Genomic DNA, 16,014 nt, shown 5'->3' with positions numbered 1-16,014 from the left:
GCGGGGTGCCGGTGGTCGCCGGCCCGCCCGCGCCGCCCGGCAGTCAGGCCATGCCCAACTCGTTGTCGATGAAGGCGAACAGCTCGTCGGCGGAGGCCTCCCGGAGGTGCTCGGCCACCTGCTCGTCCGGCTGCCGCTCGTGCGGTTCGGCGCTCCACCGGGTCAGCAGGGCCTGGAGGCGGGCGGCGACGTCGGCCCGGGTGTCCGGGTCCTCGGTGACGGTGGCCAGTGCGGCCTCCAGCCGGTCGAGGTCCGCGAGGGTGCCTCCGCCCCCGCCGTGCGCCGGACCGGCCGGGACCAGGTCGGCCCGCAGGCGGGCGGCGAGGGCGGCCGGTGTCGGGAAGTCGAACACCAGCGTGGCCGGCAGGCGCAGGCCGGTGGCGGCGCCGAGGCGGTTGCGCAGTTCCAGTGCGGTCAGCGAGTCCAGGCCGAGTTCCTTGAACGCCCGGCCGGCCCCGACCTCGTCGACCGTGGTGTGTCCCAGCGCGGCGGCCGCGTGGGCGCGCACCAGGTCCAGCACGGTCTGCTCGCGCTCCAGTTCCGCCATGCCGGCCAGCCGCCGGCGCAGCTCGGCGGCGTCGGCGGCGGCGCCGGCCGCGGCGTCGGGCCCGGCTCCGGCGGCCGGGCGGCGGACGCCGGGCAGCCCGTCCAGCAGCGCGGACGGGCGCACCGAGGTGAAGCCGGGTGCGAAACGGTCCCAGGCGACGTCGGCGACGGTGACCACGGTCTCGTCCAGATCCAGGGCCTGCTGGAGGGCGGCGATCGCCGACTCGGGCCGCATCGCGGGCAGCCCGGCGCGGTCGAGCCGGTCGCCGATCAGGCCGTCCGCGGCCATGCCGCTCTCGCCCCAGCGCCCCCAGGCCACCGAGGTGGCGGCCAGCCCCTGGGCGCGGCGGTGCTCGGCGAAGCCGTCCAGGAAGGCGTTGGCGGCGGCGTAGTTGGCCTGCCCGGCGTCGCCCAGGGTGCCGGCGAGGCCGGAGAACAGGACGAACGCGGAGAGGTCGAGGTCGCGGGTCAGCTCGTCCAGGGCGAGCACGGCCTCCGTCTTCGGGCGCAGCACCGTGGCGAATCGCTCGGGTGTCAGCGCGTCCAGCACGCCGTCGTCGAGGATCCCGGCGGTGTGCATCACGGCAGTGAGGGGCTGCTCGGTGGGGATCGTGCCGAGCAGGGCGGCCAGCGCGGTGCGGTCGGCGACGTCGCAGGCGGCGACGGTGACCCGGGCGCCCAGCGCGGTCAGTTCGGCGGCGAGTTCGGCGGAGCCGTCGGCCTCCTGGCCGCGCCGGCTGGTGAGCAGCAGGTGCTCGGCGCCGTTGCGGGCGAGCCAGCGGGCGACGTGGGCACCCAGGGCGCCGGTGCCGCCGGTGACCAGCACCGTGCCGGACGGCCGCCAGCCCTCCCCGGCCACCGGGCCGGCCGGGGCGTGCACCAGGCGGCGCACCAGCACCCCGGAGGCCCTGATCGCGACCTGGTCCTCACCGCCCGTACCGGCCAGCACCCCGGCCAGCCGGTCCATGGCCCGGTCGTCCAGCAGCTCCGGCAGGTCGACCAGGCCACCCCAGCGCTGCGGGTGCTCCAGCGCGGCGACCCGGCCGAAGCCCCAGATCAGGGACTGCACGGGCGCGGCCGGACGTTCGGCCCGGTTGGCCGCGACGGCGCCGCGGGTGGCCGTCCACACCGGCGCCTCGATCCCGGCGTCGCCGAGCGCCTGCACCAGCACGGCCGTCCCGGCGAGCCCGAGCGGCAGGCCCGGGTGCTCGGCGTGCGGCCGCCCGTCCATGGCCGGGAGCCAGAGCAGGCCGGACAGGCCGACCGTGTCGCCGAGCTCCTTGCGCAGCCACTCGGCCAGCGGCTCGCGGTCGAGGCCGGCGGCCGGGAGGGTCAGCGTGCGGGCCTCCGAGCCGCGCCGGGCGAGACCGTGGGCGAGGTCGTCGGCGCGGTCCCGGTCGTCCTCCGTCGCGATGACCGCCCAGGTGCCGGAGAGCAGCGGTGCGGGCAGATCGGTGAGGGGCTGCCAGGTGATGCGGTAGCGCCAGCCGTCCACGGTCGACTGCTCACGGCGCTGCCGCCGCCAGGTCGACAGCGCGGGCAGGACGGCGCTCAGCGGCGCGTCGGCGTCCAGGTCGAGCGAGCCTGCCAACGTCTCCAGGTCGTGGCGCTCGACGGCCTCCCAGAAGGCGGTGTCCACAGGGTCCGCGCCGACCGTTCCGGCGCCGTTCTCCGGGCGGGCCGGCTCGGGCCAGAACCGGCGGTGCTGGAAGGCGTAGGTGGGCAGTTCGAGCGGCGGGACGGCGGTGGTGCCGGCGAAGGCGGCCGCCCGCCAGTCGACGGCCACGCCGCGCACCCACGCCTCGGCCAGCGAGGCCAGCAGTCGGCGCGGGCCGCCCTCGCCGCGGCGGAGCGTGCCGAACGCAGCGGCGTCGCGTTCGGCCGCCTCGATGCTCTCCTGGAGTGCCATCACCAGCACCGGGTGCGCGCTGACCTCGACGAAGGTGCCGTAGCCGTCGGCGAGGAGGGAGTCGACCGCCTCGGCGAAGCGGACGGTGGTGCGGAGGTTGGTGTACCAGTACTCGGCATCCATGGCGGAGCCGTCGACCAGCTCACCGGTCACCGTCGAGAACACCGGCACAAGGCCTGCGCGGGGGCTCACCGGAGCCAGCAGGTCGAGAAGTTCGGCACGGATCGACTCCACCTGCGCGGAATGCGAGGCGTAGTCCACCGGGACACGACGGGCACGAACGCCGTCCACCTCACACGAGGCCAGCAGCTCGTCCAGGGCGGCCGGCTCACCGGACACCACCACCGCCGACGGACCGTTCACCGCCGCGACCGACACCCGATCCCCGTCACCGAGACGCTCACGCACCCGCTCCACCGGCAACGCCACCGAGACCATGCCACCCAGACCCGCCAGACCACCCGCGATCGCCCGGCTGCGCAACGCCACCACCCGGGCACCGTCCTCCAGCGACAACGCACCCGCCACCACCGCGGCAGCGATCTCACCCTGCGAATGACCGACCACCACACCCGGCTCCACACCGGACGCACGCCACACCTCCGCGAGGGACACCATCACCGCCCACAACACCGGCTGGACAACGTCCACCCGATCCATCCACGCATCACCCTCGACGCCCCGAACCACCTCCAGCAGCGACCAGCCGTCCACGAACGGCGCCAACGCCGCCCCACACTCCGCCATCCGCACAGCGAACACCGACGACGACTCCAACAGCTCCACCGCCATCGCGGCCCACTGCGAACCCTGACCCGGGAAGACGAACGCCACCCGGCCCGCCGAACCGCTCACGCCCCGGACCACGCCGGTGCCCGCCGCGCCGGAGGTCAGGTCGGCCAGTCCGGAGGCGAGTTCGGGGAGGTCGGCTCCGAGGACCACGGCCCGGTGCTCCAGGGCCGCGCGCCCGCTCGCCAGCGCCAGACCGGCACCCGGCACATCCGGCTCCCGTCCCGCGAAAGCCCGCAGCCGCGCCGCCTGCCCGCGCAGCGCCTCCTCACTCCGGCCCGACACCAGCCACGGCACCACCGAGCCACCCACCACCGGAGACCCGACGACGACCTCGTCCGCCTCCACCGGCCCGTCCGCCGGAGCCTGCTCGATGATCACATGCGCGTTCGTCCCACTGAAGCCGAACGAGGACACACCCGCACGACGCGGCTCCCCCGTCCCCGGCCACTCCCGCTGCTCCGTCAGCAGCTCGACGGCGCCTGCCGACCAGTCCACGTGGGGCGACGGCTCGTCCAGGTGGATGCTCTGCGGCAGGATGCCGCGGCGCAGCGCCTCGACCATCTTGATCACGCCGGCGAGGCCGGCGGCGGCCTGCGCGTGGCCGAGGTTGGACTTCACCGAGCCGAGCAGCAGCGGGCGGTCCTCGGGCCGGCCCTGACCGTAGGTGGCGAGCAGGGCCTGCGCCTCGATCGGGTCGCCCAAGCGCGTCCCCGTCCCGTGCGCCTCCACGGCGTCGACCTGGCCGGGGGCCAGACCGGCGTTGGCCAGGGCCTGGCGGATGACCCGCTGCTGGGAGGGACCGTTCGGCGCCGTCAGGCCGTTCGACGCACCGTCCTGGTTGATCGCCGACCCGCGGACCACCGCCAGCACCGGGTGCCCGTTGCGCCGGGCGTCGGAGAGCCGCTCGACCAGCACCATGCCGACGCCCTCGGAGGGGGTGAAGCCGTCGGCCGCGGCCGAGAACGGCTTGCAGCGGCCGTCGGCGGCCAGGCCCTGCTGGCGGCTGAACTCGATGAAGGTGCCGGGGGTGGACATCACCGTGACACCGCCCGCCAGCGCGAGTTCGCACTCGCCGTTACGCAGCGACTGGACGGCCAGGTGGAGCGCCACCAGCGAGGCCGAGCAGGCGGTGTCGACGGTCATCGCCGGGCCTTCGAGGCCGAACAGGTAGGAGACCCGGCCAGAGACCACGCTCGCGGCGGTGCCGGTCGCGACATGGCCCTCGGCCGACTGCGCGGCGCTGGCGAGCAGGCCCAGGTAGTCGCCGCCGTTGGTGCCTGCGAAGACACCGGTACGGCTGCCCCGCAGTGCGTGCGGGTCGATGCCGGCCCGCTCGAACGCCTCCCAGGAGGTCTCCAGCAGCAGCCGCTGCTGCGGGTCCATGGCCAGTGCCTCGCGCGGCGAGATCCCGAAGAACCCGGCGTCGAAGCGGCTGGCGTCGTGCAGGAAGCCGCCCTCGCGGATGTACGAGGTGCCCTTCGCGTCGGGGTCGGCGTCGAACACCGCGTCCAGGTCCCAGCCCCGGTCGGTCGGGAACCCCGACAGGGCGTCACCTCCGGCGGCCAGCAGCTGCCAGAGCGCCTCCGGTGAGTCCACGCCGCCGGGGAAGCGGCAGCTCATGCCGACGATGGCGATCGGCTCGTCGTGGGCGACGCTCGCCACCGCCGGTCCCGTCGCGTCGGCGACCGTCCCGGAGAGCTCCTCGCCGAGGTGGCGGGCGAGCGCGAGGGCGGTGGGGTGGTCGTAGACGAGGGTGGCGGGCAGCCGCAGGCCGGCCGCGGCACCGAGGCGGTTGCGCAGTTCGACGGCGGTCAGCGAGTCGAAGCCGAGCTCCTTGAACGCCCGGCCGGTGTCGACGGCCTCCGGCCCGGGGAAGCCGAGTGCGGCGGCGATGTGCGAGGCCACCAGGTCGAGCAGGATGCGCTCCCGCTCGGCCGGGGCGACACCCGCGAGCCGGACGGCGAGTGCGCCGTTGGTGGAGTGCTGCTCCTCGGTAGCGGCGCGGACGCCCTCCAGCACCCGGGCGGCCTCGGGGATGGCGGACAGCAGCGGGCGGACCCGGCCCGAGGTGAAGGCGAGGGTGAAGCGCTGCCAGTCGATGTCGGTGACGGTCAGTTCGGTGTCGCCCCGGTCCAGTGCGTGCTGCAGGGCGGAGACGGCCAGGTCCGGCGCCATCTCCAGGATGCCGTGGCGGCGCATCCGGTCGCCGACGCCGCCCTCGGCCATGCCGCCCTCGCCCCAGGGTCCCCAGGCGACGGAGGTGGCGGGCAGGCCGTCGGCCCGCCGCTGGGCGGCGAGCGCGTCCAAGAAGGCGTTCCCGGGGGCGTAGTTGCCCTGGCCGGGGGCACCGAACGTGGCGGCGAAGGAGGAGAAGAGGACGAACGCGGAGAGGTCCAGCTCCCGGGTCAGCTCGTGCAGGTGCAGCGCGGAGTCGACCTTGACCCGCAGCACCCGCTCCAGCTGGTCGGTGGTGAGCGCCTGGATCACGCCGTCGTCCAGCACGGCCGCGGTGTGCATCACGGCGGTCAGCGGACGCTCGGCGGGGATCCCGGCCAGCAGGGCTTCGAGCGCGGTGCGGTCGGCGACGTCGCAGGAGACGATGTCGGCGGCGGCACCGAGGCCGGTGAGTTCGGCGGCGAGTTCAGCGGCGCCGTCGGCCTCCGGACCGCGCCGGCTGGTGAGCAGCAGGTGCTCGGCGCCGTTGCGGGCGAGCCAGCGGGCGACGTGGGCACCCAGGGCGCCGGTGCCGCCGGTGACCAGCACCGTGCCGGACGGCCGCCAGCCCTCCCCCGCCACCGGGCCGACCGGGGCGTGCACCAGGCGGCGCACCAGCACACCGGAGGCCCTGATCGCGACCTGGTCCTCACCGCCCGTACCGGCCAGCACCCCGGCCAGCCGGTCCATGGCCCGGTCGTCCAGCAGCTCCGGCAGGTCGACCAGGCCACCCCAGCGGGGGGCGTCCTCCAGGGCGGCGACCCGGCCCAGGCCCCAGACCAGGGACTGCGCGGGCGCGGCCGGACGTTCGGCCCGGTTGGCCGCGACGGCGCCGCGGGTGGCCGTCCACACCGGCGCCTCGATCCCGGCGTCGGCCAGCGCCTGGAGCAGCAGAACGGAGCCCGCCAGGCCGAACGGCACCGACGGGTGCGCGGAGCAGCGGTCCTCGACCGTGCCGAGCAGGGAGAGCAGGCCGGCCGGGGAGGCGCCGTCGGGGAGCTCCGCGGCCAGCCGGGCGGCCAGTGTGGTGCGGTCGAGATCGTTTTCGCCGACGGTGAGCACGGTGACGTCGGCGCCGCGTCGTTCGAGGCCGTGGGCGAGGTCGTCGGCGCGGTCCCGGTCGTCCTCCGTCGCGATGACCGCCCAGGTGCCGGAGAGCAGCGGTGCGGGCAGATCGGTGAGGGGCTGCCAGGTGATGCGGTAGCGCCAGCCATCCACGGTCGACTGCTCACGGCGCTGCCGCCGCCAGGTCGACAGGGCGGGCAGGACGGCGCTCAGCGGCGCGTCGGCGTCCAGGTCGAGCGAGCCTGCGAGGACGCCGAGGTCCTCGTTCTCGACGGCGGCCCAGAACTCGGCCTCGACGGGGTCGACCCCGGTCGGGTTCCCCTGGTCGGATGCCGCGCTGGGCGCGTCCAGCCAGTAGTGGGCACGCTGGAAGGCGTAGGTGGGGAGTGCGAGCGGCGGGACGGCGGTGGTGCCGGCGAAGGCGGCCGCCCGCCAGTCGACGGCCACGCCGCGCACCCACGCCTCGGCCAGCGAGGCCAGCACCCGGCGCGAGCCGCCCTCGCCGCGGCGCAGCGTGCCCACGGTCACCGCGTCGTGCCCGGCCGCCTCGGCGGTGTCCTGCACCGCCATCGCGAGCACCGGATGGGCGCTGACCTCGACGAAGGTGCCGTAGCCGTCGGCGAGGAGGGCGTCGACCGCCTCGGCGAAGCGGACGGTGGTACGGAGGTTGGTGTACCAGTACTCGGCATCCATGGCGGAACCGTCGACCAGCTCACCGGTCACCGTCGAGAACACCGGCACCGAGCCCGCCCGCGGACGGACCTCCGCAAGGACCTCCAACAGTTCGGCACGGATCGACTCCACCTGCGCGGAGTGCGAGGCGTAGTCCACCGGGACACGACGGGCACGGACGCCGTCCACCTCACACGCGGCCAGCAGCTCGTCCAGGGCGGCCGGCTCACCGGACACCACCACCGCCGACGGACCGTTCACCGCCGCGACCGACACCCGATCCCCGTCACCGAGACGCTCACGCACCTCCTCCACCGGCAACGCCACCGAGACCATGCCACCCAGACCCGCCAGACCACCCGCGATCGCCCGGCTGCGCAGCGCCACCACCCGGGCACCGTCCTCCAGCGACAACGCACCCGCCACCACCGCGGCCGCGATCTCACCCTGCGAATGACCGACCACCACACCCGGCTCCACACCGGACGCACGCCACACCTCCGCAAGGGACACCATCACCGCCCACAACACCGGCTGGACAACGTCCACCCGATCCATCCACCCATCACCCTCGACGCCCCGAACCACCTCCAGCAGCGACCAGCCATCCACGAACGGCGCCAACGCCGCCCCACACTCCGCCATCCGCCCAGCGAACACCGACGACGACTCCAACAGCTCCACCGCCATCGCGGCCCACTGCGAACCCTGACCCGGGAAGACGAACGCCACCTTCCCGGGTGCACCCGCAGCGCCCTGCACGACACCGGCGCTCACGCCACCGTCGGCCATCGCCGTCAGTCCGGAGACGAGTTCGGGGAGGTCGGCTCCGAGGACCACGGCCCGGTGCTCCAGGGCCGCGCGCCCGCTCGCCAGCGCCAGACCGGCACCCGGCACATCCGGCTCCCGTCCCGCGAAAGCCCGCAGCCGCGCCGCCTGCCCGCGCAGCGCCTCCTCACTCCGGCCCGACACCAGCCACGGCACCACCGAGCCACCCACCACCGGAGACCCGACGACGACCTCGTCCGCCTCCACCGGGCCGTCCGCCGGAGCCTGCTCGATGATCACATGCGCGTTCGTCCCACTGAAGCCGAACGAGGACACACCCGCACGACGCGGCTCCCCTGTCCCCGGCCACTCCCGCTGCTCCGTCAGCAGCTCCACCGCACCCTCCGACCAGTCCACGTGTGTGGAGGGCTCGGTGACGTGCAGGGTCTCCGGCAGGACACCCTCTCGGATCGCCATCACCATCTTGATGACGCCGCCCACCCCGGCGGCGGCCTGGGTGTGACCGATGTTCGACTTCAACGAACCCAGCAGGAGCGGCCGGTCGGCCGGACGCTCCTGGCCGTACGTGGCGAGCAGTGCCTGTGCCTCGATCGGGTCGCCCAGGGTCGTCCCCGTCCCGTGCGCCTCCACCACGTCGACCTGGGCGGGCGTCAGGGCGGCGCCGGCCAGGGCCTGGCGGATGACCCGCTGCTGGGAGGGACCGTTCGGCGCCGTCAGGCCGTTCGACGCACCGTCCTGGTTGATCGCCGACCCGCGGACCACCGCCAGCACCGGGTGCCCGTTGCGCCGGGCGTCGGAGAGCCGCTCGACCAGCACCATGCCGACGCCCTCGCCCCAGCCGGTGCCGTCCGCGTCATCGGAGAACGCCTTGCAACGGCCGTCGGTGGCCAGGCCGCGCTGGCGGCTGAACTCGACGAAGGTGCCGGGGGTGGACATCACCGTCACCCCGCCCGCCAGCGCCATGGTGCACTCGCCGCTGCGCAGCGCCTGGACAGCCAGGTGGAGTGCCACCAGCGAGGACGAACAAGCCGTGTCGACGGTGACCGCCGGCCCCTCCAGCCCGAAGGTGTACGAGACGCGGCCCGAGGCGACGCTGCCGAAGCTGCCCGTGCCGAGATGGCCCTCGACGCCCTCGGGCACGGCACCCAGCCGGCTGGCGTACTCGTGGTACATCAGGCCGGCGAACACGCCGGTGCGGCTGCCCTTGAGCGTGCGCGGGTCGATGCCGGCCCGCTCGAACGCCTCCCAGGAGGTCTCCAGCAGCAGCCGCTGCTGCGGGTCCATGGCCAGCGCCTCGCGCGGCGAGATCCCGAAGAACGCCGGGTCGAACGAGCCGGCCTCGTAGAGGAAGCCGCCCTGGTTGACGTAGCTGGTGCCGTGCGCGTCCGGGTCGTCGTCGATCAGCGCGTCGGCGTCCCAGCCGCGATCGGCGGGGAAGCCGCCGATGGCGTCCGTCCCGGTGGCCACCAGCTGCCACAGGTCCTCGGGCGAGGCCACCCCGCCGGGGTAGCGGCAGGCCATGCCGACGATCGCGATCGGCTCGCGGTCGCGCTCCTCCATGTCCCGAAGCCTCCGCCGGGCATTGCGCAGGTCGGCGGTGGCGCGCTTGAGGTAGTCGCGCAGCTTGTCCTCGTTCAGCATGTCCGTCCGCTCCTTGCGGCAAAGAGAAGGGGGTGGCGCCCGGGTCAGGAGGTCTCGAGCTCGTCGTCGAGCAGGTCGAAGAGCTCGTCGTCGGTCGCCGTGTCGAGGTCGCGGTGGTCGTCGACGGGGTCGGCCGCGCCGCCGATGGCGTCCCGCCACTGTGTGAGCAGGGCCTGGAGGCGGAGGGTGACCCGCGTGCCGGTCTCCGCGTCGGTCGGGGTACGTACCAGGGCCTCGGCGAGGCGGTCGAGTTCGGCGAAGACGCCGGGACCGGCCGGGTCCCCGTCCTGCGGGACGGCGGCGGACAGGTGGGCGACCAGGTCGGCGGGGCTCGGGTGGTCGAAGATCAGCGTCGCGGGCAGCCGCAGGCCGGTGACCGCGGTGAGGCGGTTGCGCAGTTCGACGGCGGTCAGCGAGTCGAAGCCGAGTTCGCGGAACGCGTGGCCGGGCTGGACGGCGGCCGCACCCGCGTAGCCGAGGACGGCGGCGACCTGGCCGCAGACCACGTCCAGCAGGATCCGCTCCCGGTCCTGCGCCGACTGCCCGGCGAGCCGTCGGCGCAGGTCCGCGGCCGGATCGGCCTCGGCCGCCCTCGCGGCGCGGCGGACGGGCGGCTGCACGAGGGATCGCAGCAGGGCCGGCACCTGGCCGCCCTGCGCGGCCGCGGCCCGCACGGTGGCCAGGTCGAGCCGGGCGGGTACCAGCACCGGGTGGTGCGGCAGGGTGATGGCCGTGTCCAGCAGGGCCAGACCCTCGGCAACCGACAGCGCGGACACCCCGCCCCGGGCCATCCGCTCGACGTCGGCGCCGGCCAGGGTGTCCGCCATGCCGCCGTCGTCCGCCCACAGGCCCCAGGCGAGCGAGGCCGCCGGGAGACCCGCGGCGTGCCGGTGCTCGGCGAGGGCGTCGAGGAAGCTGTTCGCAGCCGCGTAGTTGGCCTGGCCGGCCGCCCCGAACACACCGGCCGCGGAGGAGAACAGCACGAACGCGGCGAGCGGACGGTCCTTCGTCAGCTCGTGCAGGTTCCAGGCCGCATCCACCTTCGGGCGCAGCACGGCGGCCAGCCGCTCGGGGGTCAGGGACGAGACGATGCCGTCGTCCAGGACTCCGGCGATGTGGACCACCGCCGTCAGGTCCGTGCCGTCCAACAGCCGTGCCAGCGCGTCGCGGTCGGCCGCGTCGCAGGCGGCGAACGCCGTCTCGGCGCCGAGACCGGCCAGGTCGGCCGCCAACTCCCCTGCCCCCGGGGCGGATTCGCCGCGACGGGAGACCAGCAGCAGACGACGGACGCCGCACTCCGCCACCAGGTGACGGGCGACCTGTCGGCCGAGCGCACCAGTGGCTCCCGTCAGCAGGACCGTGCCGCCGCCGAGGGCGTCCGTGGCGTCCGTGCCCGGCGCGCCGGTCTCGGTGACGCGCAGCAGGCGCAGGGCGGCGGCGCTGCCCGCGCGGAGCGCCAGCTGCGGTTCGTCGCTGCCGAGTGCGTAGGACAGGGCCCGCAGCGAGGCGGGGTCACCGTCCACGTCGACCACCGTGATCCGGCCCGGGTGCTCGGACTGGGCCGACCGCAGCAGGCCCCGGACAGCCGCGGCGGGAAGGTCACCCGCGCCCGCGCCGGCCGACTTCCGGGTCACCACGACCAGGCGGGAGTCGGCGAACGCGTCCGCCGCCAGCCATTCCTGTACCAGGGCGAGCACGTCCCGGACGGCCGCGTGGGTGGCGGCTGCCGCCGCGAGGTCCTCCGCGGCGGGGAGGGCTACGACCAGGATGTCGGGGACGACACCGGTCTCGGCGATGTCCGCCAGGTCCGCGAAGGCGATCGCGCTGGCCAGGCCCAGGCCGTCCCCGCCCAGGACACCGATCACACCGTCGGGCGCCGACACCGGCAGCGAGACAGGAGTCCACTCCGGACGGAAGAGCGCATCATGGCCGCCCTGCGCGGCGAGCTGCTCCGGCGAGAACGCCCGCAGCACCAGGGAGTCGACCGTCGCGACCGGCGCACCGGAGGCATCGGCCACCGCGAGCGAGACCGCCTCGGCCCCCACAGCGGAGATCCTGACCCGCAACTCCCCCGCACCGGCCGCGTGCACGGACACACCCGACCACGCGAACGGCAACCGGCCCCGACCGGTGTCCTCCAACAGAGCGCCCGCACCGATCGCATGCAGCGCAGCATCCAGCAGCGCCGGATGCAGACCGTAGGACCCCGCCTCCGACCGGGCCTCCTCCGGCAGCGCCACCTCCGCGAACACCTCGCCCCCGTGCCGCCACACCGCTCGCAGGCCCCGGAACACCGGCCCGTACGCGAACCCGGCCGCCCCGAACGCCTCGTAGACCTCGTCCACCGCCACCGGCTCCGCACCGGCCGGCGGCCACACCCTCAACTCCACGCCACCGGAAGCCGACTCCCGCGCCAGCAGACCCACCGCATGCCGCGTCCAGAGCACGTCATCAGCAGCCTCCGCAGGCCGGGAGTGCACGGCCACGGTGCTGCGCCCGTCGGCGTCGACGGCACCCAGCCGCAGCTGGAGCCGGACCGCGCCGGGCTCGGGCACGATCAGTGGCGCCTCCAGCGTCAGCTCCTCCACATGCGCACAGCCGACCTGCTCGCCGGCCCGGACCGCGAGCTCCACCAAGGCCGTTCCGGGCAGCAGCACCGTGCCCGCGACAGCGTGATCCGCCAGCCAGGGGTGCGCGTCCAGCGAGAGCCGCCCGGTGAACAGGAGCCCGTCACCCTCGGCCAGCGGCACGGCGGCCCCCAGCAGCGGGTGGTCGGCCGCGCTCAACCCGGCCGCGCCGACATCGCCCGGCACACCGGCGTCGCCCTGCGGCCAGTACCGCTCCCGCTGGAAGGCGTAGGTGGGCAGATCGATGACGCGCCCGGCCCGTCCGCCGTACGCCGCCGGCCAGTCCACCGCCGTCCCGGCCACGGCAAGGCGGCCCAGGCAGGCGGCAACGGCCTCGGCCTCTGCCCGGTCGCGCCGCAGGGCCGGTACGAGGACGGCGCCGCTCTCCTCGCCGAGGCACGGCTGCGCCATCGCCGTCAGCGTGCCGTCCGGGCCCAGCTCCAGGAACGCCCGGACGCCTTCGCCCTCCAGCACGTGCACCGCATCGGCGAAGCGGACAGCCTCGCGAACATGCCGCACCCAGTACTCAGGGTCGGTCAACTCGGCCGACACAAGCGAACCGGTCAACGTCGACACGATCGGAATCCGCGGCTCCGCGAAAACCACCTCAACAGCCAGCGCACGGAACTCCGCCAGCATGCCGTCCATCAGTGGCGAATGGAACGCATGACTGACGGTGAGCCGCCTCGCCCTGCGGCCCTGCGCCTCCCAGTCCGCCACGAGCTCCAGGACCGAACGCTCCTCGCCCGAGACCACCAGCGAGTCGGGACCGTTGACGGCGGCGATGCCCAACTCGTCGGCGCGGCCGATCAGCAGTGGCAGCACCTCACCCTCCGATGCCTGGAGGGCCGCCATGGCGCCGCCGCGCGGCAGCGCCTGCATCAGGCGACCGCGCGCCGCCACCAGCCTGCATGCGTCCGCCAGCGAGAACACACCCGCCACGTGCGCCGCGGCCAGCTCACCGATCGAGTGACCGGCAAGGAAGTCCGGCCGCACACCCCAGGATTCGACCAGCCGGAACAGCGCCACCTCCAGCGCGAACAACGCCGGCTGCGTGAACCCGGTCTCGCTGATCAGCTCCGCATCCGCGATCGCCTCACGCAGCGGACGGTCCAGCAGCGGATCCAGTTCGGCACACACCGCATCGAACGCAGCCGCGAACACCGGAAAGGCCGCCGACAGCTCGAAGCCCATCCCGACCCGCTGACTGCCCTGACCGGTGAACAGGAACGCCGTCCGCCCACTGGTCGGTGTGCCGACGCTGTCCGACGACACGCCGCCCGCCAACGCCTCCAGCGCCGCCAACAGCTCCGCACGGTCGCCCGCCACCAGCCCGGCACGCCACTCGAACGAGGAGCGCGTGGTCGCAAGGGACAGCCCCAGATCGGCCACCTCCACGTCGGGACGCGCCGCCACGAACTCCCACAGCCGAGCGGCCTGCCCGCGCAGCGCCTCCTCCGTCCTGCCCGAGATCACCAGTGGCAACGGCGCACCCGTGTTCGCAATGGCCGGCACCGGCTCCTCCGCGGGTGCCTGCTCGATGATCGTGTGGGCGTTGGTGCCGCTGATGCCGAAGGACGAGACCGCGGCCCGGCGCGGGCGTCCGTTCTCCGGCCACGGACGGGCCTCGGTCAGCAGTTCGACCGCGCCGGCCGACCAGTCGACGTGCGAGGACGGCTCGCCGACGTGCAGGGACTTCGGCAGCACTCCGTGCCGCATCGCCAACACCATCTTGATCACACCGGCCGCACCCGCCGCCGCCTGGGTGTGACCCAGGTTCGACTTCACCGAGCCCAGCCAGAGCGGCTCCTCCTCGCCGCGCCCCTGCCCATAGGTGGCGAGCAGGGCCTGCGCCTCGATCGGGTCGCCCAGACGCGTCCCGGTTCCGTGCGCCTCCACCGCGTCCACCTCGCCGGCCGTCAACCCGGCACTGGCCAGCGCCTGCTGGATCACCCGCCGCTGGGACGGCCCGTTCGGCGCGGTCAAACCGTTGGACGCGCCGTCCTGGTTGACGGCACTGCCGCGGACGACCGCCAGGACCGGATGACCGTTCCGGCGAGCGTCCGACAGCCGCTCCACCAGCAGCATGCCGACACCCTCGCCCCAGCCGGTCCCGTCCGCGTCATCGGAGAAAGCCTTGCAGCGGCCATCGGCGGCCAGGCCGCGCTGGCGGCTGAAGTCGACGAAGGTCGCGGGTGTCGCCATGACGGTGACCCCGCCGGCCAGGGCGAGCGTGCACTCGCCGGTGCGCAGCGCCTGGATCGCCCAGTGCAGCGCCACCAGCGAGGACGAGCAGGCCGTGTCGACGGTGACGGCCGGCCCCTCCAGCCCGAAGGTGTAGGAGAGGCGACCGGACGCGATGCTGCCCACGCCGCCACTGCCCATCGAGCCCTCGGCGCCGCTGGCCGCGGCCTGCTGCAGGCGGGTCGCGTAGTCGTGGTACATCACGCCGACGAAGACACCGGTCTGGCTGCCACGCAGGGACGCCGGGTCGATGCCCGCCCGTTCGAAGGCCTCCCAGGAGGTCTCCAGCAGCAGCCGCTGCTGCGGGTCGGTGGAGAGCGCCTCCCGCGGGCTGATGCCGAAGAAGGCGGGGTCGAACGCCGCCGCGTCGTGCAGGAACCCGCCCTCACGCGTGTACGAGGTGCCGAGGTGGTCCGGGTCCGGGTGGTACAGCTGTTCCAGGTCCCAGCCGCGGTCGGCGGGGAAGCCGGAGATCGCGTCACGGCCGTCCGCGACCAGGCGCCACAGGTCCTCGGGGGTCTCGACCCCGCCGGGGAAGCGGCAGCTCATCGCGACGATCGCGATCGGGTCATCCTCAGCGCCAGTGGCCCCGGGGACGGGCGTCCCGCTGTCCGCCTCCGGCACGCCTAGGAGCTCGGTCCGGAGCTGCCGGGCCAGCACCGCAGGACTCGGGTGGTCGAAGACGAGGGTCGCGGGCAGCCGCAGGCCCGTGACGGCGTTCAGGCGGTTACGGAGCTCCAGCGCGCTGAGCGAGTCGAACCCGAGCTCGCGAAAGGCCCGGGTCGGATCGACCGCCTCCGCTCCGCCGTACCCGAGCACGGCGGCGGCCTCGGACCTGACGGTGTGCAGGAGATCGCGGTACTGGTCCGCCTCGGCCAGCCCTGCGAGCCGCGCTGCGAGCGCCGAGCCGCCGCCCGCAGCGGTGGCCGCAGAGGCCGACCTGCGGGCAGCCGGCCGTACCAGGCCCTGCAGCAGGGGCGGCACCGCAGCCGGATCCGCCGCACGGGCCCGCAGGCCCGCCAGGTCGAGGCGGATCGGCACCAGCGCCGCATCCTCGGCCCGCAGGGCGGCGTCGAACACGCCCAGGCCCTCGGCCGTGGACAGCGCCTGCACGCCGCCGCGGGCCATCCGCTGCACGTCCGCGTCGCCCAGCCCGCCGGCCATACCGCCGCCGTCCTCCGCCCACAGCCCCCACGCCAGGGACTGCGCCGGGAGACCCGCGGCGTGGCGGTGCTCGGCGAGGGCGTCCAGGAAGGCGTTCGCAGCGGCGTAGTTCGCCTGACCCGCCGCACCGAACACCCCGGCCGCGGAGGAGAACAGCACGAACGCGGCGAGCGGACGGTCCTTCGTCAGCTCGTGAAGGTTCCACGCCGCATCCACCTTCGGACGCAGCACGGCATCCAGCCGCTCGGGCGTCAGAGACGGCACGATCCCGTCATCCAACACACCCGCCGTGTGGACGACCGCGGTCAACTCCACACCCGCCAGCACCACGGCCAGCGCGGCACGATCCGC

General features: G+C 74.7%; 2 protein-coding genes. Both read right to left on the bottom strand.

The features are described 5' to 3' along the window. Positions 1-43: 43 nt before the first annotated feature. The gene (locus tag ACZ51D_RS40690) at positions 44-9,628 is read right to left on the bottom strand and encodes a type I polyketide synthase (RefSeq protein ID WP_465665317.1); all 9,585 of its coding nucleotides are present in this window, start codon (positions 9,626-9,628) and stop codon (positions 44-46) included. A gap of 44 nt (positions 9,629-9,672) precedes the next feature. Further along, positions 9,673-16,014: SDR family NAD(P)-dependent oxidoreductase (locus ACZ51D_RS40685; protein WP_465665315.1), on the bottom strand; the 6,342-nt coding region annotated here is incomplete at its 5' end.

It is taken from the genome of Kitasatospora sp. NPDC033851 (assembly GCF_055576085.1).
The sequence above is the reverse complement of the archived record's forward strand: the minus strand, read 5'-3'. Positions and strand labels throughout refer to the sequence as shown.